We start from the raw sequence: 22,160 nt of genomic DNA on the forward strand, positions 1-22,160 counted from the left end.
CAGGCCGGCGCGCGGCGCGAGCAGGCGCAGGCGGCGCACGAACTGGCCGGCGCCGAACACGCGCGCCTGACGGCTGCCGCCGCCGAAACGCAAACGCGGCTGGCGCAGTTGCAGGCGCAGCAGGCGGCCAGCCAGGACAAGGCGGAGACGTCGCGCAGCGCACTCGATGGCTTGCTGGCGCAGCTCGATGGGGCCTTTGCCGACACGGACGGCGCCGAAGACTGGAAAGATGGCTGGCGCGCCGGCCCCGCCGCCTTCCGCGCGGCACGGGAAACGGAAAGCCGGCAATGGCTGAAGCAGCACGCGGAGCAGGACAGCCGCAGCCACGCGCTGGCGACCCTGGCCGCGCAGCTGGAGGCGGCCGGCGCGGCCGCGCACACGACGGCGCAGCTGGCACTGGAGGCGCACACGGCATTTGCCGCCCTGGACGCGCAGCTGAAGGCGCTGCACGCGCAGCGCGCGGCGCTATGGGATGGCCAGCCCGTGGCCGACGTGGAACGCGCGCTGGCCGGCGCCATCGCGCAGGCAAAAGATCAGCTGGCGCAGCAGCAGGCGGCGGCGCAAGCGGCCGGCCAGGCGCGCGCGCGCCTCGACGAGGCATGCGCGCAAACGGCACTGCGCCTGGACGCCTTGCGCCGGCAAGGCCACGACGCGGCGGCAGCGCTGGAGCACTGGCTGCGCCAGTTCCAGCTTGCCCATCCGGCCCATGCGCCAGCCGACCTGGCCGGCCTGCGCGCGCACCTGGACGTTGCGCCGGAAGCCATGCGCGCGGAACGGGCCGCCCTGCAAGTCATCGCCGACCGCCACACGACGGCGCTCTCCGTGCTGGCCGAACGCCGGCAGCGGCATGCGGACCACCTGGAGCGGCCGCCGGAAGCGCTGGAAGCGGACGAGGCCGCGCTGCAGGCCGCGCTCGACGCGCTTGGCGCCGAACGCCAGGCAGCGAACCAGGAAGCGACGCGCCTGCGCCTGGCCATCGCGCAGGACGATGCAAGGCGCCACGGCGCGCAAGCGATGCTGGCGCAAATCGAGGCGCAAGCCCTCGTCGAGCGGCGCTGGGCCAGCCTGAATGAACTGATCGGCTCGGCCGACGGCAAGAAATTTCGCAACTATGCGCAGCAATTCACGCTGGAAGTGCTGCTCGGCTACGCCAACGCCCACCTGGCCCACCTGGCGCGCCGCTACCAGCTGGAACGCATCGACAACCCGAACAATCCATCGCTGGGCCTGATGGTGCGCGACCAGGACATGGGCGGCGAGCTGCGCTCCGTGCACTCGCTGTCGGGCGGCGAATCGTTCCTCGTCTCGCTGGCCCTGGCGCTGGGCCTGGCCTCGCTGTCCTCGAACCGGGTGCGCGTGGAATCGCTGTTCATCGACGAGGGCTTCGGCAGCCTGGACACGGAAACCTTGCGCGTGGCCATGGATGCGCTCGACGGCTTGCAAGCGATGGGACGCAAGGTGGGCGTCATCTCGCACGTGCAGGAAATGACGGAACGCATCGCCACCCGCATCCTAGTGCAGCCGGGGTCCGGCGGCAAGAGCGTGGTGACGGTGCGCTAACGGCGTGGCAAGGCGTCATCGGGGTAGCGGTTCGCGGCCCAGCCTGAGCAGATCCCAGCCCAGTTCGCGGCGGATCTGCTCGGGGTCGGGCGGCGGCCGGCGCTGTTCCAGTTCCGCTTTCAACCATTTCCTCACCAGCTCCTTGGCGGGCTGTGCTGGCTTTTCCTTGTCACGCTTGTCCATGGTGCTACCTCTTCAATGGCGGTCAGACGACCTCCTATATACGCTCAACGTCATGGCGCGGATTCAGTTGACGTCCGCGTGGCGCAGATGCAACAACGTGTAACGATGTCCGGAGTGCGTTAAAATCGCCGCCTTCGCGTAGGCACCGCCTACGCCCCGCAACAGTTCAAGGAAACCCATGAAAGCCGCCCGCAGCCTCACCTTCAAATGCGTAAAATGTCACAAATCCATGCAGGTCTACCTGCAGAAAGTCTCCGCCTGCTCGCATATCCAGCCTTACCAGGGCATTTGCGCATGCGGCGAACTCAAGCGCCACGCCACGGGCCAGGCCGATGCCGTCAAGTCCTACCTGGAATCGGCAGATGGTAGCTGGTCGCACCACCACTGATGGTTAAAGTATGGGCGGCGGCGGTCGTTAACGACGGTACACAGCCCATATAGAACCGACTCGAACCGACCATGTCCCAGCTTCCCGCCCTCCTTTCCGGCTCGCGCCAGCCTGCCGCCACTACCGTGCCAGGGCAAACGCCGCAAAAAACGGGCGCAGGCACAGCCGGGCTCGCCGCTTCGCCCCTGATGCAGCGCACGGGGCGGGACGTGGTGGCCCTGTCGAAAAATGGCCTGGACCTGTCGGCCAAGGGGCTGGAACAGCGCACGGATGCGCTGGGCAATGCCACCGTCGACGTGGCGCAGGATTTCCTCTCCACCATGACGCACCAGCTGTTCGGCGACGGCGCCAGCATCGCCTTCGACTCGGTCGACCTGCAGGCCGGTTCCAGCGTCAGCAGCGGAAGCGCCAGCGTCTCGGGCGCCAACGGCAGCAGCCGCGCCGCCGCCTTCAGCCTCGATGAAAACGCGCATTTCATCGGCAAGGGCAAGATCACCACGGCCGATGGCCAGACCTTCGACTTCGAACTGGAAGTGCAATACCAGTCGAACATCAGCGCGGGCGCCCTTGAGCAAACGCAAGAAGCCGACGAAGAAGCCAGCTCCGCCGATGACGGCGCCCTGCCCGCCAAAGAGCTGCCCGCCACGCACTTCGCAGGCAATCTGCACGACCTGTTCCAGCTGCTGGGCCAGCAATTACAAAGCAGCATCTTCAATGGCAATTCCAGCGCCAGCCCATCCGATGGCGTCAGCGCCAGCGGCAAAGAAGGCGACCTGGCGGGCAGCCTGAGCTTGCGTCTGCTCAAACTGGTGCAGCCGGACAGGAGCTTCGAGGCCGCCGAGGCGGGCAAGAAAGCGACGGTATCCACGCCGGAAGAGCAGGCGCGCGCCCGCGCGCTGGCACTGGCCTATGGCACGGACACCGCAAAGAGCACGGCCAGCGACGTATAATGGAAGACGGCCTGCGCAGGCGACCATGCCGCGCGCCCACCTTCTATCGATTGAGTCCCATGTCCGACACTTCTTCACCTACCGTCCATCCGCAGATCCACTGGAGCGAAAACGGCGCCGAACATTCGGCCCGCTGGCGTTCGGAAAGCGGCATGCCGCCGCCCAGGCGCGTCGTCATCGCCGACGACCGCACGACGGCCGACCAGGCTTACCGCCTGGCCTGCGAAGGCACCGCCATGCTGTGGCGCGGCGACTTCCAGAACGCGCGCCAGCTGCTGCAGGCGCTGGCGCGGCGCGCCGACCACAAGAATGACAAGCCCGGCAAGAAGGCCAAGGCCGCCAAGCTGGCAAAACCGGAACCCACCGCCACGGAAGCGTTCCACCTGCACCGCCAGGCCCAGTCGCAGCGCGCGCGCACCCTGGCCATGCTGCTGCTGCCTTTTGACGCCGATTACACGATCCCGCTGCGCCGCGCGCCGGACGTGAAACTGGCGTGCAATGAAGCGTATGGCCGTGGCGAAGACGCCTTCGTCGCTTCGCTGCGCGAGCTGCTGGGCCTGATCGGCGCGCACGAATGGCGCCGCACGGGCGTGGAACTGCCGGCCCTGGGCCAGCGCATCCATCCCCATTACGGCGTGTTCGCGCCCATCCGCGGCGAATACGTGGGCCTGGTGGCCGACGCGCCCCTGCCTGCGCGCGCCAGCCTGGCCTTCGACATCGGCACGGGCACGGGCGTGCTGGCCGCCGTGCTGGCGCAGCGCGGCGTGGCCCGCATCGTCGCCACCGACCAGGACCCGCGCGCCCTGTCCTGCGCGCGCGAAAACCTGGCCCGCCTCGACTTGCAGGACAAGGTCGACGTGGTGCAGGCCGACCTGTTCCCCGCCGGCCGCGCGCCGCTGGTCGTGTGCAATCCGCCATGGCTGCCCGCGCGCCCCAGCTCGCCCATCGAATACGCCGTCTACGATCCGGACAGCCGCATGCTGCGCGGCTTCCTCTCCGGCCTGGCCGGCCACCTGGAGCCAAACGGCGAAGGCTGGCTGATTTTATCGGACCTGGCCGAGCACCTGGGCCTGCGCCCGCGCGCCCAATTGCTCGAGTGGATAGCGCAGGCCGGCTTGAAGGTCGTCGACCGCCTGGACGTGAAACCCACGCACCCGCGCGCGCAGGACGCCACGGACAGCCTGCACGCGGCCCGCTCGAAGGAAGTCACGTCGCTGTGGCGCCTGGCCGCGGCCTGAAATTGAACTCAAACGGGACTGAAAACGGGACTTAAAAACGGGACTGGAAGCCGGGCGCAAAACACGGCCATTGCGCATTGCAGCAAACCCCGCTATAATTCGCCTGCGGGGTGGAGCAGTCTGGCAGCTCGTCGGGCTCATAACCCGAAGGTCACAGGTTCAAATCCTGTCCCCGCAACCAATACTTGAAAGCCGCTGATACTTGCAAAAGATCAGCGGCTTTTTCCATTGCGTCGCAGTATGTCCGCGGCCATCTTGCAGACCAAATACCCTCGGCGCCGGTCAGCTGCCGGTCAGCTCTTTCGCAATGCAGCAAACTCATATATAATTCGCCTGCGGGGTGGAGCAGTCTGGCAGCTCGTCGGGCTCATAACCCGAAGGTCACAGGTTCAAATCCTGTCCCCGCAACCAATACCGGAAAGCCGCTGATACTTGTAAAAGTTCAGCGGCTTTTTCATTCCTGGCCGCCTTTACGCAGCGGCGCTTGCCCTGATCTGCCTGGCCGCCGCATGCAGGCTGGCGGCCACCCGCTCCAGCTTGTCCGCTCCCGCCGTTTCCGCCAGGGCGGCAAACGCGCTGATATGAAACGTGGCCACCATGGCCGGCGAGACATCGAGCTCCAGCGCCGTCGTGCTCAATGCCGTCGACGCTTCAAGATATGGCTCGCTGCCCGCCTCGAAGGCCTGCTTGGTTTCCAGTAATTCCTGGCCGCCCTCCGCCTTGGCCAGGCAGTCATCGACCTTTTGCTGGAAAGCGGGCAAGGTATCGCGCACGGGCCCGGCATCCGGCGCCGTTTCAGGCTCCGCTGCTTCTGGCGCGGACGCAGCAGCCGTTGCGACCGGCGCCTTGTTGCCCATGTCGCGCATCGTCAGCCAGCGCTCGACGGCGAGGAAATCGGCAAACGGCTCCGCCACCTTGGGATTCATCAGCCAGACCTCGCCCGTGCGCCAGTCGATCCGGGCGCCGCGCTCATTTCTCGCCAACAAAATATCCTTGCCGCCATCGGCATTCGACACCCGGCCGATGTCGAGCCAGTTCATCACTTCCGCCTGGCGCGACATCGCGTTCACCCGGTGAAAGTAGGCCAACCATAAGAATCTGGCGACCAGGAGAACCAGGACACCGCCAACCATCCACATCATTTTTCGCTCCGCGCCACATCGACAGCCCGCATTTTCTCACATGAAAGCTTGCGCCAAGGAAACTTTTACATCTGCCGTGCGGCAGCGCAAATCCGCCGCCGCGCGCACCCCCGTGCGCAGTCGCATTTCAGCAACGCCCCATTTTCCCGGTTGCCTGGCGTGCAGCGCTGCGCTATTATGAGAACAATTCTCATTTAGATTAAGGCGTCCCGTACGCATGCTGTCCGCCCCTTCCCCGCCGTCCGATTTCCAGGCCCTGTATGCCGAGCACCACGCGTGGCTGCTGCACTGGCTGAAGCGCCGCCTGCACGATGCGGGGCTGGCCGGCGACCTGGCGCAGGATACCTTCATCAAGATCTTCGTTGCGCGCAGCAGCGCCGGGATCGCGCAGCCGCGTCCGTTCCTGGCCACCATCGCCAAGCGCCTGCTGGCCAATCACTGCCGGCGCGAAGAGCTCGAACGGGCCTACCTCGACGCCCTGCTGCATCAGCCGCAAGGCTGTACGCCCTCGCCGGAAGCGATGTCCATCGTGCTCGAATCGCTGCAGCTGATCGACCGCGCGCTGGACAAGCTTTCCGCCAAGGCCAAGGCCGCCTTCCTGCTGGCCCACCTGGACGGCATGAGCTACGCCGACATCGCCGCCGAACTGGGCACCACCACGCACTCCGTCAAAAAATACCTGAGCAAGGCCAATCTGCTGTGCTTTTTTGCCGTGCCCGACTTTGCCGCCCCCTGAGATGCGGGGCGCCGCCGTCTACGCCCAGGGCCGGCCCATCGACCTGGCCATCGCCATGCAGGCCGCCGAATGGCTGACCACCCTGATGAGCGGCGTCGCCACGCCGGCGGAAAAAACGGCCTGGCAAGAGTGGCGCCGGGCGCATCCCGACCATGAACGGGCGTGGCAGCACATCGAAAGCGTCAGCGGAGGCTTGCGCGAACTCGATGCCCGGGCCAGCCGCAAGGCGCTGCTGCCGGCCCCCCATGCGCGTTCCCGTCCTGCCCCGCCCCTCTCGTCCCTCTCGTCCCTCTCGCGCCGCAACAGCCTGCAGCTGCTGGCGTGGATTTCCACCATCGGCATCACGGGCTGGTTTGGCGCGCGCTCGCCCTACGCGCCCGACATTGCCCGCGCCGCGCTGGCCGACCTGTCCACCGGCGTGGGCGAGCGCCGCGAGCTGACCCTGCCCGATGGCAGCCAGCTGCACCTGAACAGCGGCAGCGCCGTGAACGTCCGCTTCAGCGGCACGCAGCGCTTGCTGCAGCTGGTGCAGGGCGAAGTATTCATCGCCACCGCCCGCGAAGCGGGCCTGCCCTACCGCCCCTTCCTCGTCGAAACGGCGCAGGGCCAGGCGCAGGCGCTGGGCACGCGCTACTCGGTACGCCAGGCGGACGGCAGCACCCAGGTCGCCGTCGAAGAAGGCGCCGTCCGGCTGATGCCGCGCCACGGCGACGCCAGCCTGGTCCTCCAGGCGGGCCAGGCTGGCGGCATGACGGCGCAGCAGCTGCTGCCCGCGCATGCCGTCTCGCCCGACATCTGGGCCTGGCGCCAGGGTCTGCTGCTGGCCGACGCCATGCCGCTGCGCGACTTCCTGCATGAACTGAGCCGCCACCGCCACGGCTTGCTGGGCTGCGACGACGCCGTCGCCGCGCTGCGCATTTCCGGCGTCTTCCCGCTGGCCGACCTGGACGCCGTGCTGCTGTCGCTGCCCAATTCCCTGCCCGTCGACGTGCGCCTGCGCACGCGCTACTGGGTGCAGGTGGAAGCGCGCCAGAAGCGCTGAGCATTCATTTTGACTCCGCCGCAAAAAAAACTTACCCGTTTCCGTTTCTCGCGTGACCTGTGTAGGCAACGTACTTTTTTGACGACTACACCACAAGGTAACCATGTCTCCAGTTCTGTCTTCCCGGTCCCGGCCGCGCATCAAGCGCATGGCGCATGCCATGCAACTCGTCTTCATCGGTTCGGCCCTGCTGCTGAACGTCCAGGCGCCAGCCCTGGCGCAGGAAAGGGCGGCAGCGCCAGCGGCCAGCCAGGACTTCCAGGTGCCGGCCGGCGACCTGGCAGCGGTACTGCGCCAGGTCGCCAGCCAGTCCAGGGTCATCCTCAGCTTCACGCCGGAGCAAACGCAGGGTAAGACATCCGCGGGCCTGACGGGCCGCCACGACGTGCTGGCCGCCCTGAATGGCGTGCTGCGCGGCACGGGCCTGAAGGCCGAGCGCAGCGCCAATGGCAGCTACGTGCTGCGCCCGGCCGACGCGGCGGCGGGCGGCGAGGCGCTGTCGATGATGCCGGAAGTGTCGGTCAAGGCGCTGCAGGACGCGACCGAAGGCTCGGGCGCGTATGTCTCGCCCCTGCCGATCGCCACGGCCACGCCGCTGGGCCTGTCCATCCGGGAAACGCCGCAATCGGTCAGCGTCATCACGCAGCAGCGCATGCAGGACCAGGGCTTGAGCACCATCGCGCAAGTGATGGCGCAAACACCGGGCATCACCCTGTTCTCGCTGGGCAGCGAACGCTCCGGCTTTACCTCGCGCGGCTATGCGATCACCAACTACCAGCTCGATGGCGTCAACACGCACTCGGAAAACCTGGGCCTCAATGCGATACCGTCGCAAAGCCTGGCCGACATGGCGCTGTACGACCGCATCGAAGTGCTGCGCGGCGCCTCGGGCCTGATGACGGGCGCGGGCGACGCCTCGGGCGCCATCAACATGGTACGCAAGAAGCCGACGGCGCAGTTCCAGGCCTCCGTCGCGGGCGAACTGGGCTCGTACGATGAACGGCGCGCCATGGCCGACATTGCCGGTCCGCTCAACGAAGCGCGCACGCTGCGCGGCCGCCTGGTGACGGTGTACGAGGAGGGCGACAGCATCATCGACGGCTACAGCCGCGACAAGAAAGTGGTGTATGGCGTGGTCGAGGCGGATCTGTCTGCCGACACGAAACTGACGGCCGGCGTGACGCACCAGCGCAAGCGCTCGAACGGCTCCCTGTCCTACCTGGGCTTCCCCCTGTTCTACAGCGATGGGGCAATGACGGACCTGCCCCGCTCCTTCAGCCCGGCCGCCAGATCGAACCGCTTCGGCAGCAATTCGACCGACGTCTTCGCCACCCTGGAACACGCACTGGCGAACGACTGGAAGCTGAAAATCTCGGCCAACCGCGTGCAATCGTCGCAGGAAGAGCGCGCCGTCTACCTGAACGTGAGCGAAGGCTTTCCCGACCAGGCCACGGGCGATGGCCTGCGTTTGAGCGCCGACTACCGCGATTACCGGCTCAAGGTGAACAGCGTGGACGTCAATGTGCGCGGGCCGTTCAGCGCCTTCGGCCGCCAGCACGAACTGGTGCTGGGCATGGACTACAACGACTTCCAAAGCACGACCGACGGCAGGTTCGACTGGAATATCCAGGGCAAGGCCGCCAACCTGTACCGCTGGAATCGCACGGCAACGCCCGTGTTTGGCGACACCTATGTCACCTACGACAGCACACGCCGCCAAACCAGCGCCTACGCGGCCAGCCGCCTGACGCTGTCCGAGCGCCTGAAACTGATCGCCGGCGCCAAGGTGCTGCGCTACAGCGAGAACTACATCTCGGACGCGCCTTCCGTGAATTTTTACAGCGCGTCCCCCGCCTCGGAAAGCCGCGTCTTCACGCCGTACGGCGGCCTGGTGTTCGACATCGACGCCATGCACAGCGCCTACGCCAGCTATTCCACCATCTACCAGCCGCAAGCCCAGCAAGACCGCTACGGCAAGCTGCTGGCGCCGCGCGCAGGCAAGACCTACGAAGCGGGCGTCAAGAGCGGCTGGTTCGACGGCCGCCTGAACACCTCGGCCGCGCTGTACCAGATCCGCCAGAGCAACCTGGCCGAGTCGGACCCCGGCTACACCGTGCCGGGCACGAACAATCCCGCCAACCGCACCATCAAGGGCGCCAGGACGCAGGGCGTGGACCTGGAAGCGACGGGCGCCCTGACGCCGGACTGGAACATATCGGCATCGTGGTCTTACAGCCAGACGGAAGACAATACGGGCAAGGCGATCCTGACCACCTTCCCGCGCCACCTGGTGAAACTGTGGACCACTTACCGCCTGCCCGGCGAGCTGCATCGCCTGACGGTGGGCGGCGGCATGAACTGGCAAAGCCGCGTGTATTCCGACATCGACGCCTGGCAGATCAACAGCACCCTGCGCTGGGAACAGAAGGCGTACGCGGTGGCCAGCCTGATGGCGCGCTACGACGTCAGCGACAGGCTGTCGGCGACCGTCAACGTGGCCAACCTGTTCGACAAGAAGTACACGGCCTCGGTATCGGACTGGTGGTACTCGGGCATGCATGGCCCCGCCCGCAAGGTGGCCTTGACCGCGCGCTACCAGTTCTGATGCGCTGAAGGGGGGCGAATATTTCACACTATCGAGGGGCCGGTGATACAATTTTCCGCTTCACGGGCACAGACCATGGCCCGTGCCACCCAAGGAGAATGTGTGAAGGACCTCGCCCCCGCCCTGCCAGCCGATCCGGCCGACCAACCCGCCAATCCCTCGCGCCGGCGCATTTTCCAGGCCGCTTCCGCAGTCGGCCTGGCCGCCAGCCTGCCCGCGCTGGCCGACGCCGCGCCAGCCAGAAAGACCATCGCCAAGGGTTCGCTCGACGCGAAACTCAAGGCGCACGTCAAGAACGTGGTCGTGATCTACCTGGAAAACCGCAGCTTCAACAACCTGTTCGCCAATTTCCCCGGCACCAGCGCGCCCCTGTCCGCCGTCACGGCAGAACAGGCGCAGCAGCTGGACCGCGACGGCAAGCCGCTGGCCACCCTGCCGAAGATCTGGGGCGGCCTCGTGCCGAACCAGCAGAATATCGGCGGCATCGATTACCTGATCAAGGAAGACCAGATTTCCGGGCTGCCCAACGCACCCTACAAATTGAGCGACGCGGCCGGCAAGCCCCTGCCCGAGAGCATCATCACGCGCGACCTCGTGCACCGCTTCTATAACAACCAGATGCAGATCAACGGCGGCAAGAACGACGGCTTTGCCGCGTGGGCCGACAGCGGCGGCCTGGTGATGGGCCACTACGGCGAAACGTCGAAAAACCTGAACCTGTGGCAGATCGCCGAGCAGTACACCCTGTGCGATAACTTCTTCATGGCAGCCTTCGGCGGCTCCTACATGAACCACCAGTTCCTGGTGACCGGCCGCGCCAACGAATACTTCAACGCGTCCGAAACGGCGGCGAAGAAAAAGATCGCCGTGCTGTCCGACGGCCCGCAAGGCGTGCGCCTGGCCATCGCGTCCGACTGCCCCGCCTCGGCGCTGGACGGCAAGCCGAAATACGTGAACGACGGCGCCCTCACGCCAGACGGCTATGCCGTCAACACCATGGCGCCGCCATATCAGCCGAGCTACATCCGTCCCGCCTTCGACGGCGACCCGCTGCACGCCGACCCGGCCGACGCGAATACGCTGCCGCCGCAAACCTATGACACCATCGGCGACCTGCTGTCGCGCAAGGGCGTCAGCTGGGCGTGGTATGGCGGCGGCTGGCAAGCGGCGCTCGACCACAAGGGCGGCGGCAGCAAGCCGAACTTCCAGTTCCACCACCAGCCGCTCAACTACTTCAAGCAGTTCGCCCCCGGCACGGCAGCGCGCGCCGAGCACCTGCGCGACGGCGGCACGGGCGACAGCCCGATCTCGAACAAATTCCTCGCCGCCGCCGTGGCGGGCAAGCTGCCGGCCGTGACCTTCTACAAGCCGCAGGGCAACCTGAACCTGCACGCGGGCTACTCGGATATCGAGTCGGGCGACCAGCACGTGGCCAACATCATCCAGCATCTGAAGGAATCGCCGCAGTGGAAGGACATGATCGTGGTGATCACGTTCGACGAAAACGGCGGCTGGTGGGACCACGTGGCGCCGCCCAAGGGCGACCGCTGGGGCCCGGGCACGCGCATTCCCGCCATCGTCGTCTCGCCGTACGCGAAAAAAGGCGCCGTCGACCACAGCTTCTACGACACGACGTCGATCCTGCGCCTGATCACGCGCCTGCACGACCTGCCGCTGCTCGAAGGCCTGAAGGTGCGCAATGACGCGTTCGCGGCGCGCGGCGCGCTGCCGCCGGGCGACCTGACGGGTGCGCTGAGCTTCCGCTAAGCCCCACACAGTGCGGCACGCCTGTGATACACTGCGTGCCGCACTTAAATCCGCAGGACAAGTTTTCCTGCAGGTTATCCCAACAATGAGCCCGACTCCAGTAGCCGGGCTTTTGTTTTGTGGACGAAGCGTGCAGAGTATTCACACAGCGGACAGCTTTTTGCCCGCTCCCCGGCGCCGGGTTTTCGCGGCCGGGGACCAGAGGTTCAGAAATGAGAGATAAAAAAGACAACGCCACCATCGACTTGCCCGGCTTCGGCCCGCCGCCAGCGCCCGAGGCGCCCGAGCCGGCGCCGGAACCGCAGCGCCGCGTACGCGCGCGCAAGGTGGCCTTGAAACAGGTGCAGCTCGAATTGCTGGAGCCGACCGATGCCACGGGCTTGCCCGTGTGGACGCGCGACGCCGGCCTCGACCTGACCGGCCTGCCCATCTGGGCGCCTGACAATTAGCACCCCATGCCGGCGGCCGTTTGCCGCCAGCTTCCACACCACCATCCGCACAAGGGCGTAATGCCTGTAGACTGTGCCCATCCACCGCTTTTTACCGGCTCCGCCCCCTATGAACACCACCACTGACACCACCAATTCCTTTGCCAGCCTGCCGCTGACGCCCGCCTTCCTGGCCAATCTGGACTCGCTCGGCTACCACGAGATGACCACCATCCAGGCGCAAAGCCTGCCGGCGGTGCTCGATGGCCGCGACCTGATCGCCCAGGCGAAAACGGGCAGCGGCAAGACTGCCGCCTTCGGCATCGGCATCCTGCACAAGCTCAATCCCGCCTGGTTTGCCGTGCAAGGCCTGGTGCTGTGCCCGACCCGCGAACTGGCCGACCAGGTGGCCAATGAATTGCGCCGCCTGGCCCGCGCGGCCGGCAACATCAAGATCCTGACCCTGACGGGCGGCGCGCCCATGCGCCCGCAAATCGCCTCGCTGGAACACGGCGCCCATATCGTCGTGGGCACGCCGGGCCGCCTGCGCGACCACCTGGGCCGCGGCACCATCAACCTGAATCACGTGCAGACCCTGGTACTCGATGAAGCGGACCGCATGACGGACATGGGCTTTTACGAGGAGATCGCCGGCATCGTCAGCGCCTGCCCTGTGCGCCGCCAGACCTTGCTGTTCTCGGCTACGTATCCGGAAGACATCCGCCGCGCCACGGCGTCGTTCCTCGTCAATCCGCTGGAAGTGACGGTCGAGGCGCAGCACGACAACGACAAGATCGAACAGCGCTTCTATGAAATCGGCTTCGACGAGCGCAACAGCGCCGTCGGCAAGCTGTTGAAACACTTCAAGCCGGAATCGACCCTGGCCTTCTGCAACACCAAGGTGCATTGCCGCGAACTGGCTGAAGAACTGCGCCAGCAGGGCTTTTCCGCGCTGGCCCTGTACGGCGAGCTGGAACAGCGCGAACGCGATGAAATCCTGGTGCTGTTCGCCAACCGCAGCTGCTCCGTGCTGGTGGCCACCGACGTAGCCGCGCGCGGCCTCGATATTTCCGACCTGGGCGCCGTGATCAACGTCGACGTCTCGAAGGACACGGAAGTGCACATCCACCGCATCGGCCGCACGGGCCGCGGCAGCAAGAAGGGCCTGGCCCTGTCGCTGTGTGCGCCGAACGAGAAAAAATGGGTGAAGCTGATCGAGCAGTACCAGAACAGCGCCGTCGAATGGCACGAGCTGAAGGAACTGGACGAGGACGATGGCGCCGAAGCGCTGCCGGCGCCCATGGTCACCCTGTGCATCATGGGCGGCAAGAAGGACAAGCTGCGCCCGGGCGATTTGCTGGGCGCGCTGACGGGCGATGCGGGCCTGAACAAGGAACAGGTGGGCAAGATCAACGTGTTCGAATTCATGACCTACGTGGCGCTCGACCGCACGGTGGCCGAAGCGGCCTTCAAGCGCCTGAACGCGGGCAATCCCCTGGGCCGCGACTTCGGCAACATCAAGGGCCGCAGCTTCAAGATGCGCTTTATCGAAGCGTAAGATCCTGCAAGCCACGCAGGGCCGCCATGGCCCTGCGCCCCGGATAATCATCCCACACGGGATAGCGATGGCGGTAGTAGCAGTTCCAGTAGCTGACGGTACGCCGCTCCAGCGTATCGACATACGCGGGATTCTCCCGCAGGTAGCGCGCCAGCGCCTGCGCATTCCAGGCCGGCAGCGCCGCTCCGATTCTCTCCACGATCTCCAGCACGTATTCGCCGCACAGGTGCACGACGAACGGCGCCGTCCAGGCCCGCTGCTGCAGCAACAGCTGCGCCACGCAGTGTTCGCGCAGGCGGCCGTCATGGTGGCGCGTGCCCAGGCACAGGGCGATCGCGCCCGCGTCGCCGGTCAGCCCGGCGCAGGCCAGCAGCTGCTCGCGGCGATAGTAGGTGCGCACGGGGATGCGCAGCAGCCGGCCCTCCTGCAGCACCTCAAACGGCGCCGATGGCGCATGCAGCTGGCCCTCGGCCAGCGCGGGCAGCAGCTGCGCCACGGTGCCGGCCAGTGCCGCCGGAAAGGCGTCCGCTTCAGCCATCGCGCCCCTCCTGGCACACCTTGCGCACGCCCAGCGCGGGCTTATCCACTTTTTCAAAGATCACGTTCGAATACCATGCGGCAGGATCGCCTTCGGCGGGCTTGCCCAGCGAAATATAGTAACTGCCGTAGGTGAACAGGGCCGTGGTTTCCTTGCCCGGCGTGGCACCTTGCAGGAAGGCGGGCCAGGCCGCCTGGTCGACTTGATTAAAACGCGCGGCCAGCAGCGCCAGCAAGCGCGCGTGCGAGGCTGGCGCATACGGGAACAGATACAGGTATTCGACCAGTTCACCGCCATCGGCCAGGCGCGTGACGGCGGCCGTCGCCGCCTCCACGGCGTCCGTGTCGGCGCCGAAGCGGCACAGCACCCCGCCGCTGTAGGCGAAGTCGATGACCGTCTTCGGCGCGCACGCCTGCACTTCCCGGTCGACGCCGGCGGGCGGCAGCGCGCGCACTTGCGCCAGCAGCGCCTCGCCGGACGCGGCCAGCGCGGGAAAGCCGGGACACGCGCTGGCCGCCTGCACGGACGGGAAAACAAGACCACAACTGAGCAACAGCACACCACGCTTCACGGCATCTCCCCATTCATCAGGCGGCCATTATGCCGCACGCGCACGCATAGCCTCGTCACAGAAGGCGCGCCCGCTGGCCCTGAGGCGTATCCTCGATGTCATAGCCGGCCGCGCGCGCCAGTGCGCGCAAACGGTCCGCCTCGGCCCACAGGCGCTGCGCGCGGGCGCTGGCCCGCTGCGCCATCCACGCCTGCACGGGCGGCGGCACTTCCACCTGCGCCGGCTGCCAGGCCAGCAAGTCCAGCCCCAGGGCCGCATCGAAGCGGGCCATGGTCGCCTTTTTCACGCCATCGGGCAGCTCGCTTTTCAGCAGTTCCCAGGCCACGGCCAGCGCGCGCGGATAGTTCAAGTCGTCGTTGACGCAGGCCGCAAACCGCCCCAGCCACGCGGGGTCGGCCTCGCCATGCGCCTGGCCCAGGCCGTGCACGGCGGCGCGCAGGCGCGCCAGGCCGCTGGCGGCGGCGCGCAGGGCGTCGTCCGTGAAATTGAGGCTGCTGCGGTAGTGGGCGCCCAGGCACAGGTAGCGGTAGGCCAGCGGATCGACGCCCTGCTCCACCAGGCTTTGCAGGCGCAAAAAGTCGCCCGCGGACTTCGACATCTTCGCGTCCTGGGTTTTCAGGAAAGCGCCATGCAGCCAGAAGTTGGCCAGGCGCGTGCCGTGGCGCGCTTGCGTTTGCGCGATCTCGTTGCTGTGGTGGACGGCCACGTGGTCTTCTCCGCCGCAATGGATGTCGAAATACGTGCCCAGGTGCTTTTCCGCCATGGCCGAGCACTCGATATGCCAGCCGGGGAAACCCAGGCCCCACGGGCTGTCCCATTCCATCTGGCGCTGGCCCGGCACGCCGCTGAACTTCCACAGGGCGAAGTCGCAGATATCGCGCTTGCCGCCCAGGTCCACCCGCTTGCCCGCCTGCAGGCCGTCGCGCTTCAGATTCGCCAGCTTGCCGTAACCGTCCTGGCGCGTGGTGTCGAAATAAATGCCGTCGGCCGTGCGGTAGGTATAGCCCTTCGCCTCCAGGTCGAGGATGAATGCGATCTGTTCCGCGATATGCTCGGTGGCGCGGCACCAGACGGTGGGCGGCAGGATATTCAACGCGCGCAGATCGCTTTCAAACGCGCGCGTAAACTCGGCCGCGATCTCCCACGCCGACTTGCCGCTGCGCCGGCTGCGCGCTTCGACCTTGTCGTCGCCGCTGTCCGCATCCGACGTCAGATGGCCCACGTCCGTGATGTTCATCACGTGGCGCACCTGCAAGCCGTTGAACTCGAGCGCGCGGCGCAAGCCGTCGACGAACAGATAGGTGCGCAGGTTGCCGATGTGCGCGTAGTCGTAGACGGTGGGGCCGCAGGCGTACAGGCCCGCCTGCCCCGGGGCGATGGGGTCGAACGGACGCAGGCTGCGGCTATAGGTATCGTACAGGTGTAGTGTCATGCGGGACTCTCTTGAACGCGGCGGAAAAAGAAAATGGCCACAGGTTTTTCAACACTGTGGCCATCGAATGAGGAGTAAAAGTTTAACGGCGCAGGGCCGCATCCTCACGGGGCCAAGCGCACGGACACAGCGCAGCAGCGGCGCCGTATGCAGGAACTGGATGGAGGATGGAAGTGAACATGGGACAAATATCGCATGCACGCGGGCGGGCCGTCAAGCCCTCCCGCGATGCGCGCCTATTTTTTCGCCTGCTCGATATGCGGCAGCAGCACCGTCAGGATGCCCAGCAGCGGCAGGTAGGAGCAGATTTTATACACATAGGCGATGCCCGAGACGTCGGCCAGGTGGCCCATGGCGGCCGCGGCGATACCGGAGACGCCGAACATCAGGCCAAAGAAGATCCCCGCGATCATGCCCACCTTGCCCGGCACCAGTTCCTGCGCAAACACGACGATGGCGGAAAACGCGGAGGAAATCACGAAACCGATGATCACCGTCAGCACGGCCGTCCAGAACAGGTCCACATACGGCAGCAGCAGGGTGAATGGGGCGGCGCCCAGGATGGAAATCCAGATCACGCGCTTGCGGCCGATGCGGTCGCCAATGGGGCCGCCCATGAAGGTGCCGGCCGCCACGGCGGCAAGGAACAGGAACAGATATAGTTGCGCCGCGCCGATGGACAGATGGAATTTGTCGATCAGGTAAAACGTGTAGTAGCTCGACAGGCTGGCCATGTAGATGTACTTCGAGAACACGAGCAGGGCCAGCACGCCCAGCGCGCCCATCACCTTGTTGCGCGACAACTTCGGCCCCTGGCCGCCCGCCTTCGGCTTGAAGCTGGCCAGGTGGCCGCTATACCAGTGGCTGACCTTGTACAGCACGCCGATGGCCAGCACGGCCAGCAGGCTGAACCAGGCGATATTGCCCTGGCCGCGGCCCACGATGACGGCGGCCGCCAGCAGCGGCCCCAGCGCGGAGCCCACATTGCCGCCTACCTGGAACAGCGACTGGGCAAAGCCGTAGCGCCCGCCCGAAGCCATGCGCGCCACGCGCGACGCTTCCGGGTGGAAGGTCGAGGAACCGACGCCGATCAGGCCCGAGGCAAGCAGCAGGGTCGGGAAGGTCGAGACCATGGACAGCATCAGCACGCCGGCCAGGGTAAAGCACATGCCTACCGGCAGCAGGAATGGCAGCGGACGGCGGTCCGTGTACAAGCCGATCCACGGTTGCAGCAGCGATGCCGTGCACTGGAACGTCAGGGTTATAAGGCCGACCTGGGTAAAACTGAGTGAAAACTCGGCTTTCAGCATCGGATAAATCGACGGCAACAAGGCCTGGATCAAGTCATTGAGCAAATGCACGAAGGCGACGGCGCCCAGGATGTGCATGGCCAGACCAGATTGTTGTTGGGAACTATGAAGCGAGGAGGCCGCCGGCACGGACTTGGCCAGTGCTGGAGCAGGTGTGGTTGTGTGCATGTGTCATCCGCAATGATCGGGCTCGGCGGGCGGCCCGGCAAAGAACCCAGTATAGTATGGTCACTGAACTGATAACTTCCAATAATCGTCGCTTAAGTGACAACTGCGCGACAAATCAACGGCCCACATGTACACCCACCACCCCGCCCAGACCCACCCCGATGGCGTGCCGTTCAGCCGCAGCACCAGCTCGCACGATTACCAGCACGTGCCGCGTCCCGTGACGGCCATGTCGAAGCAATATGCGCCGGGCGACTATACGGCGCCGCACAGCCATGTGCGGGCGCAACTGCTGTATGCGACGGAAGGCGTGATGCGCGTTTCCACCGAGCACGGCGTGTGGATATTGCCGCCCCGGCGCGCCCTGCTGATCCCCGTGGGGGTCGTGCATGAAGTCCACATCTTGAGCGAACTGAGCATGCGCACCGTGTATATCGATGCGCAGGTGGCGGCCCCGTACGGTTCCGATTGCAAGGTGCTGGAAGTGAGCCGGCTGCTGCGCGAGCTGATCCTGGCCTTGCTGGCCGAACCGATCGAGTATGCGCTGGCGGGGCGCGGCGACTGGCTGGCGCACCTGATCCTGTCGGAACTGACGGCGGCCGATACCGTGCCCATCGCCATACCCTGGCCCCGCGACCGCCGCCTGGTGGCCGTCTGCTCGGCCATCATGAACGCGCCCGGCAGTCGGCGCAGCATCGAGGACTGGGCGCAGGATGCGGGCGCCAGCGCGCGCACCCTGATCCGTTTGTTTCCCAAGGAAACGGGCTTGCACTACCGCCAATGGCTGCAGCAAGTCCACCTGGCCGAGGCATTCTGCCGCCTGGACCGGGGCGAAGGCGTGGCGGCCATCGCCTATGCGCTGGGCTACGCCAGTCCCAGCGCCTTCAGCGCCATGTTCCGCCGCATCCTGGGGCGCACGCCGCAGCACTACCTGAGCGAGTGGCGCGCCGCCGAGTAAACGAAAAAGCAGCCCGCAGGCTGCTTTTTTTACATGCTCAAGCTGATTCTTTTTCGCCGGCAATCAGGCGGTAGGCCAGCGCGCCCAGCAAGGCACCGATGATGGGGGCCAGCCAGAACAGCCACAGCTGGCTGGTCGCCCAGTCGCCCACGTACAGGGCCACGCCCGTGCTGCGGGCCGGGTTGACGGAGGTGTTGGTGACGGGAATGCTGATCAGGTGGATCAGGGTCAGCGCCAGGCCGATCGGCAGCGGGGCGAAGCCGGCCGGGGCGCGCCTGTCGGTAGCACCCAGGATGACGATCAGGAAGAACATCGTCAGCACGATTTCAATGACCAGCGCCGACAGCATCGAATAGCCGCCCGGCGAATGGGCGCCGAAGCCGTTCGAGGCAAAGCCCTTGCTGACATCGAAGCCGGCCTGGCCGCTGGCGATCACGTACAGCACGCCGCCGGCCACGATGGCGCCCAGCACTTGCGCGATGATGTAAGGCAGCAGCTGATTGGCGGGAAAACGGCCGCCGGCCCACAGGCCGATCGACACGGCCGGATTCAGGTGGCAGCCCGAGATGTGACCGATGGCGTAGGCCATGGTCAGCACCGTCAGGCCAAACGCCAGCGCCACGCCGGCAAAACCGATGCCCAGACCGGGAAAGGCAGCGGCCAGCACGGCGCTGCCGCAACCGCCCAGCACCAGCCAGAACGTGCCGAGGAACTCGGCTCCATATTGTTTCATGATGTATTCCTTTAAAGTGACGAGAAAACGTGCCAGGGACGACCAATCGGACCGCTCACCACCTTTGCCCGCGCCCGAGGGCGATGGCAAAGTACAGCACCAACAACGCACCGCACGCTGCAGAGCGCGCATAATGACATGTTGTCATTATCAATGCAACACTATTGCGTACAATAATGTTAATAGTTCTCTTGACACCAAAAGGTTGTTTTGATAATTCCTACGGCGCGGGACGGCGCATGTACTTGTGTGGCGCTTCCAGCGGCGCAAAACCAAAGCTTGCATACAGGCCATGCGCGTCATCGGTGCCCAGCATCCAGGCGACATCGCGCAAACGCGCGTCGCCCAGCACGCCAGCCACCATCTGCTTGCCATAGCCGCGCCCCTGGTATTGCGGCAGCACAAACACGTCGCGCAGATAGGCAAAATCCGTGTAATCGGTGATGACCCTGGCGAACGCCACTTGCTGGCCATCCACATAGCCGCCGAAACTGAGCGCGTTGGCGATGCCCTTGCGCACCGTCTCCAGCGTCACGCCCCGCTTCCAGTACGACTGCTCGCTCAGGTAGCGGTGGATCATGGGGAGATCCAGCTCGTCGCGCTCGCTGGAAATGCGCAGCGGCGCGTGCATCAGTTCTTGAGCAGCAAATCGGCCTCGGCGATGCTGGGCTCGCCGAAGTACACGGTGCGCGAGCCCCCCTTGCCATCGCTGCCCACATACACGCCCGTCATGCTGCGCTCGGCCGGGTCGTACAGGATGCTGTAGCGGTGGCCGCAATTGTGCGGCTCGCAGACACTGCTCAGCAGGCGCGCCTTGCCGTCGATCTCGACGGGCTTGAGCGGGGTGGCCACGCCATTCGGCACCCAGCGCTGGCGCTTCAGGCCAGCCTTTTTCAAGCCCACGTTGAAGGCATTGCGAAATGCGTAATCGGCCTTGTAGGCGTCGGGGAAATACGGGCAGGTGTGGCCCCCATCGCAGCTTTGCGCTTGTTCGATCAGCGACAATTTGGGCGTGCGGGCGTGCGCCGGCACGGCGGCCAGCGCCACGGCAGCGCCCAGGAACAGGGGCAGCAGCAAAGGTACGGACATGAAAGCTCCTAAAAACATCGAATAATGGGGGCAGCATAGCAGAATGGCATGCTTGCGCAACGGCATCACGGAGAACAGCGGATGCCGACGACCCCGTTGACCTTGCCTTCCGCCCAGCCCGTCTCGCGCCAGCGGTACACGCCGGGCGCGACGATGATCAACTGCCATTCCACCAGCTTGCCAGCGGCATTGCGGCGGGTTTCATTGTCATAGCGTAATGTCAGGCTGCGCGCCGTTTCCGCCACCACCGTGGCGGCAAAGCGGTTGGTTTCACCCAGCTTGCTTTTCCAAGTGCGGTCGCTGAAGATCGCCAGCCGCTGATGATCGTCAGACAGCTGCATGCGCGTAAAGTGCCGCGCTTCTTCGCAAACACTGCTTGTATTGACGCTGTCGGACCAGCTGCCGGACAGTTGCGCGGCATCGAAAGGAGTCGGGGTGGCGGCGACGGCCGCGCTCAGCAGCAAGGTTGCAAACATAGTTATCAAAGGAGAACGAAAAAAATGATCATGGCAGACGCAGCGCCAGGGTGATGCTCGACGGCAGCGCCGGCGTGCGCCGGTGCAAAGTCGCCTGCTCATAGGCATATGCCATCGCAATGAGGGGCATTTCGCCATGGGCCGGACCGATGAAGGACAAACCGACGGGCAAGCCGTGGACCACGCCGGCCGGCACCGTGATATGCGGCAAGACGGACTGCGCCTGCGCTACGCCATGACAGGTGGGCCCCACCAGCGCATCGAGCGCATGCGCGCGCAGCAAGGCCTCAATGCCACCGGGCCCGGAGGCGGGCGGCGGCTCGATCAGTTCGGCGCCCCGTTCGCGCAGCACCAGCAGGGCTTGCTCGATCACGGCATCGGTCTCCGCGCACACGCCGAACAGGCTGCGCGCCACGCCGATGCGGCGCCCATGCAAGCCGGCGGCATCGAGCACCGTGCCATCGGCCAGGCGTTCGCCCGTCAGGGCAGCGAGCAGCCAGGCCGCCTCGCGCACGCTGGGCGCCATCGGCCCGGCCGTGGCCGGCTCTGCGCCCTGCCCCGCGGCGGCCCTGCCCGTGGGCTTGATGGCCACCAGGCCGCAGTGTGAAGCCGGCGCGACGATGGAGCCGTCCGCCGCGCTGTCCACGGCCAGGATGGTCAGCCCGGCCCAGCTGGCACTGGCATGCGGCACGCTGACGGCGGCCCACTGGCGCAGATTGCTTTTGCCGATGATGACGGCGCCGGCCGCGCGCAAGCGTGCGGCCACAAAGGAATCGCAGCTGGCCTGCGTGGCCAGGGGCGCCTGCGTGCGCGTCTTCATGCGGTCGCCCGTGGCAATATTGTCGCGCAAGACGATGGGGATGCCATGCAAGGGGCCGCGCACCTTGTGCACCTGGCGCTCGCGGTCCATTTCCAGGGCAATTTTCAGTGCATCGGGATTGATTTCAATACCGGGATAGGCACGCGCGCCCGTGCTCGACAGTGAGCGGATGCGTGCCAAATACTGCGACGTCAGCGCATGGGAACTGAGCTTGCCTGCCTGCATCATCTGCTGTTGCGGCAACACGCCGGCATCGAGCAGATGGGCCATGGGGCTGGCTGGCGCCGTGGCGCGGGCCAGCACGGGACGCGACACGCGTGCCGGCGTGGCCGCGGCAGGCGTCACGCCCCGGTACGCGCCATTGCGCAACATATGACTACGCTGCATAGTATCTCCAGGGAACTTCAATATATCTAGCGCAACAATGTGCTAGGCATAGCATAGCAGTCCTTGCAACTCAATTGTTGC

22 protein-coding genes and 2 tRNA genes are annotated in these 22,160 nt (G+C 65.9%); 13 read left to right on the forward strand and 11 right to left on the reverse strand.

The window, feature by feature from the left end; genetic code table 11:
* Positions 1–1,560, forward strand: a 1,560-nt coding sequence (locus tag GCN74_RS13330; RefSeq protein ID WP_319633461.1) for an SbcC/MukB-like Walker B domain-containing protein, incomplete at its 5' end; no start/stop codon positions are given.
* Positions 1,561–1,575: 15 nt separating this feature from the next.
* Here the strand turns inward: GCN74_RS13330 and GCN74_RS28735 are convergent.
* Positions 1,576–1,743, reverse strand: a complete 168-nt coding sequence (locus tag GCN74_RS28735) for a hypothetical protein (RefSeq protein ID WP_193317067.1) — start codon at positions 1,741–1,743, stop codon at positions 1,576–1,578.
* Between the two features lie 178 nt (positions 1,744–1,921).
* Between GCN74_RS28735 and GCN74_RS13335 the strand changes: the two genes are divergently transcribed.
* The 5 genes from GCN74_RS13335 to GCN74_RS13355 all read left to right on the forward strand — a co-directional run bounded on the left by GCN74_RS13335 (position 1,922) and on the right by GCN74_RS13355 (position 4,730).
* Entirely contained in the window at positions 1,922–2,131 is a 210-nt protein-coding gene (locus GCN74_RS13335) for a hypothetical protein (RefSeq protein WP_034755039.1), read from the forward strand.
* Between the two features lie 71 nt (positions 2,132–2,202).
* On the forward strand, positions 2,203–3,081 hold the full coding sequence (locus GCN74_RS13340; RefSeq protein WP_152257129.1) for a hypothetical protein: 879 nt from the start codon (positions 2,203–2,205) through the stop codon (positions 3,079–3,081).
* 59 nt (positions 3,082–3,140) lie between these two features.
* Positions 3,141–4,319, forward strand: a complete 1,179-nt coding sequence (locus tag GCN74_RS13345; protein ID WP_152257130.1) for a methyltransferase — start codon at positions 3,141–3,143, stop codon at positions 4,317–4,319.
* A 104-nt stretch (positions 4,320–4,423) separates the two neighbouring features.
* Positions 4,424–4,500: transfer RNA gene (locus GCN74_RS13350), tRNA-Met, on the forward strand.
* Positions 4,501–4,653: 153 nt separating this feature from the next.
* A tRNA-Met gene (locus GCN74_RS13355) sits at positions 4,654–4,730 on the forward strand.
* Between the two features lie 59 nt (positions 4,731–4,789).
* Here GCN74_RS13355 and GCN74_RS13360 read toward each other — a convergent pair.
* Entirely contained in the window at positions 4,790–5,407 is a 618-nt protein-coding gene (locus GCN74_RS13360; RefSeq protein WP_152257131.1) for a hypothetical protein, read from the reverse strand.
* A 271-nt stretch (positions 5,408–5,678) separates the two neighbouring features.
* Between GCN74_RS13360 and GCN74_RS13365 the strand changes: the two genes are divergently transcribed.
* From GCN74_RS13365 to dbpA, 6 genes are all read left to right on the forward strand, one after another.
* The gene (locus tag GCN74_RS13365; RefSeq protein WP_152257132.1) at positions 5,679–6,197 is read left to right on the forward strand and encodes a sigma-70 family RNA polymerase sigma factor; all 519 of its coding nucleotides are present in this window, start codon (positions 5,679–5,681) and stop codon (positions 6,195–6,197) included.
* Positions 6,184–7,239: a FecR domain-containing protein gene (locus GCN74_RS13370; RefSeq protein ID WP_152257133.1), complete on the forward strand. Its 1,056-nt coding sequence runs from the start codon at positions 6,184–6,186 to the stop codon at positions 7,237–7,239. The genes GCN74_RS13365 and GCN74_RS13370 overlap by 14 nt, the downstream gene beginning before the upstream one ends.
* Before the next feature lie 160 nt (positions 7,240–7,399).
* Positions 7,400–9,844 (forward strand): TonB-dependent siderophore receptor, encoded by a 2,445-nt coding sequence (locus tag GCN74_RS13375; protein WP_226939025.1) that lies wholly within the window; start codon positions 7,400–7,402, stop codon positions 9,842–9,844.
* 75 nt (positions 9,845–9,919) lie between these two features.
* Positions 9,920–11,611: an acid phosphatase gene (locus tag GCN74_RS13380; RefSeq protein WP_226939026.1), complete on the forward strand. Its 1,692-nt coding sequence runs from the start codon at positions 9,920–9,922 to the stop codon at positions 11,609–11,611.
* Positions 11,612–11,823: 212 nt separating this feature from the next.
* Positions 11,824–12,060 carry a hypothetical protein gene (locus GCN74_RS13385; RefSeq protein ID WP_152257135.1) on the forward strand — a complete coding sequence of 79 codons (237 nt, stop codon included), beginning with the start codon at positions 11,824–11,826 and terminating at the stop codon, positions 12,058–12,060.
* A 109-nt stretch (positions 12,061–12,169) separates the two neighbouring features.
* Complete coding sequence (dbpA, locus tag GCN74_RS13390; RefSeq protein WP_152257136.1) at positions 12,170–13,597, forward strand: ATP-dependent RNA helicase DbpA; 1,428 nt, start codon at positions 12,170–12,172, stop codon at positions 13,595–13,597.
* On the opposite strand, the gene GCN74_RS13395 is transcribed toward dbpA, so the two are convergent.
* The 4 genes from GCN74_RS13395 to GCN74_RS13410 form a co-directional block, all read right to left on the reverse strand.
* A complete protein-coding gene (locus GCN74_RS13395; protein WP_152257137.1) occupies positions 13,584–14,135 on the reverse strand; it encodes a hypothetical protein in 552 nt (183 codons plus the stop codon). The two genes, dbpA and GCN74_RS13395, sit on opposite strands and share 14 nt — an antisense overlap.
* The gene (locus tag GCN74_RS13400) at positions 14,128–14,706 is read right to left on the reverse strand and encodes a hypothetical protein (protein ID WP_152257138.1); all 579 of its coding nucleotides are present in this window, start codon (positions 14,704–14,706) and stop codon (positions 14,128–14,130) included. The genes GCN74_RS13395 and GCN74_RS13400 overlap by 8 nt, the downstream gene beginning before the upstream one ends.
* A 55-nt stretch (positions 14,707–14,761) precedes the next feature.
* Positions 14,762–16,138 carry a cysteine--tRNA ligase gene (cysS, locus tag GCN74_RS13405; protein ID WP_152257139.1) on the reverse strand — a complete coding sequence of 459 codons (1,377 nt, stop codon included), beginning with the start codon at positions 16,136–16,138 and terminating at the stop codon, positions 14,762–14,764.
* A gap of 236 nt (positions 16,139–16,374) precedes the next feature.
* A complete protein-coding gene (locus GCN74_RS13410; RefSeq protein WP_152257140.1) occupies positions 16,375–17,616 on the reverse strand; it encodes an MFS transporter in 1,242 nt (413 codons plus the stop codon).
* A gap of 127 nt (positions 17,617–17,743) precedes the next feature.
* Here GCN74_RS13410 and GCN74_RS13415 point away from each other — a divergent pair, with 127 nt between their 5' ends.
* Positions 17,744–18,574: an AraC family transcriptional regulator gene (locus GCN74_RS13415; protein WP_152257141.1), complete on the forward strand. Its 831-nt coding sequence runs from the start codon at positions 17,744–17,746 to the stop codon at positions 18,572–18,574.
* 37 nt (positions 18,575–18,611) lie between these two features.
* Here the strand turns inward: GCN74_RS13415 and aqpZ are convergent, their stop codons facing one another.
* From aqpZ to GCN74_RS13440, 5 genes are all read right to left on the reverse strand, one after another.
* Positions 18,612–19,307 carry an aquaporin Z gene (gene aqpZ, locus GCN74_RS13420; RefSeq protein WP_077402054.1) on the reverse strand — a complete coding sequence of 232 codons (696 nt, stop codon included), beginning with the start codon at positions 19,305–19,307 and terminating at the stop codon, positions 18,612–18,614.
* A gap of 220 nt (positions 19,308–19,527) precedes the next feature.
* A complete protein-coding gene (locus tag GCN74_RS13425) occupies positions 19,528–19,938 on the reverse strand; it encodes a GNAT family N-acetyltransferase (protein WP_152257142.1) in 411 nt (136 codons plus the stop codon).
* The gene (locus GCN74_RS13430; RefSeq protein ID WP_193317069.1) at positions 19,938–20,396 is read right to left on the reverse strand and encodes an Ivy family c-type lysozyme inhibitor; all 459 of its coding nucleotides are present in this window, start codon (positions 20,394–20,396) and stop codon (positions 19,938–19,940) included. Before GCN74_RS13430 ends, GCN74_RS13425 begins: the two co-directional genes overlap by 1 nt.
* A 65-nt stretch (positions 20,397–20,461) precedes the next feature.
* Complete coding sequence (locus GCN74_RS13435; protein ID WP_152257144.1) at positions 20,462–20,872, reverse strand: hypothetical protein; 411 nt, start codon at positions 20,870–20,872, stop codon at positions 20,462–20,464.
* A 28-nt stretch (positions 20,873–20,900) separates the two neighbouring features.
* Positions 20,901–22,079, reverse strand: coding sequence for an amidase family protein (locus tag GCN74_RS13440; protein WP_226939027.1), 1,179 nt, complete (start codon positions 22,077–22,079; stop codon positions 20,901–20,903).
* Positions 22,080–22,160 lie beyond the last annotated feature (81 nt).

The sequence above is a fragment of the Janthinobacterium sp. FT14W genome, assembly GCF_009208755.1.
Lineage (GTDB): Bacteria > Pseudomonadota > Gammaproteobacteria > Burkholderiales > Burkholderiaceae_D > Janthinobacterium > Janthinobacterium violaceinigrum.

Coding starts and splice junctions, on each gene's coding strand:
- GCN74_RS13410 (WP_152257140.1), bottom strand. CDS start 17,616: ATGCACACAACCACACCTGCTCCAGCACTGGCCAAGTCCGTGCCGGCG.
- GCN74_RS13340 (WP_152257129.1), top strand. CDS start 2,203: ATGTCCCAGCTTCCCGCCCTCCTTTCCGGCTCGCGCCAGCCTGCCGCC.
- GCN74_RS13380 (WP_226939026.1), top strand. CDS start 9,920: ATGGCCCGTGCCACCCAAGGAGAATGTGTGAAGGACCTCGCCCCCGCC.
- aqpZ (WP_077402054.1), bottom strand. CDS start 19,307: ATGAAACAATATGGAGCCGAGTTCCTCGGCACGTTCTGGCTGGTGCTG.
- GCN74_RS13375 (WP_226939025.1), top strand. CDS start 7,400: ATGCAACTCGTCTTCATCGGTTCGGCCCTGCTGCTGAACGTCCAGGCG.
- GCN74_RS13415 (WP_152257141.1), top strand. CDS start 17,744: ATGTACACCCACCACCCCGCCCAGACCCACCCCGATGGCGTGCCGTTC.
- GCN74_RS13395 (WP_152257137.1), bottom strand. CDS start 14,135: ATGGCTGAAGCGGACGCCTTTCCGGCGGCACTGGCCGGCACCGTGGCG.
- GCN74_RS13365 (WP_152257132.1), top strand. CDS start 5,679: ATGCTGTCCGCCCCTTCCCCGCCGTCCGATTTCCAGGCCCTGTATGCC.
- GCN74_RS13430 (WP_193317069.1), bottom strand. CDS start 20,396: ATGTCCGTACCTTTGCTGCTGCCCCTGTTCCTGGGCGCTGCCGTGGCG.
- GCN74_RS13345 (WP_152257130.1), top strand. CDS start 3,141: ATGTCCGACACTTCTTCACCTACCGTCCATCCGCAGATCCACTGGAGC.
- GCN74_RS13425 (WP_152257142.1), bottom strand. CDS start 19,938: ATGCACGCGCCGCTGCGCATTTCCAGCGAGCGCGACGAGCTGGATCTC.
- dbpA (WP_152257136.1), top strand. CDS start 12,170: ATGAACACCACCACTGACACCACCAATTCCTTTGCCAGCCTGCCGCTG.
- GCN74_RS13440 (WP_226939027.1), bottom strand. CDS start 22,079: ATGCAGCGTAGTCATATGTTGCGCAATGGCGCGTACCGGGGCGTGACG.
- cysS (WP_152257139.1), bottom strand. CDS start 16,138: ATGACACTACACCTGTACGATACCTATAGCCGCAGCCTGCGTCCGTTC.
- GCN74_RS28735 (WP_193317067.1), bottom strand. CDS start 1,743: ATGGACAAGCGTGACAAGGAAAAGCCAGCACAGCCCGCCAAGGAGCTG.
- GCN74_RS13385 (WP_152257135.1), top strand. CDS start 11,824: ATGAGAGATAAAAAAGACAACGCCACCATCGACTTGCCCGGCTTCGGC.
- GCN74_RS13435 (WP_152257144.1), bottom strand. CDS start 20,872: ATGTTTGCAACCTTGCTGCTGAGCGCGGCCGTCGCCGCCACCCCGACT.
- GCN74_RS13335 (WP_034755039.1), top strand. CDS start 1,922: ATGAAAGCCGCCCGCAGCCTCACCTTCAAATGCGTAAAATGTCACAAA.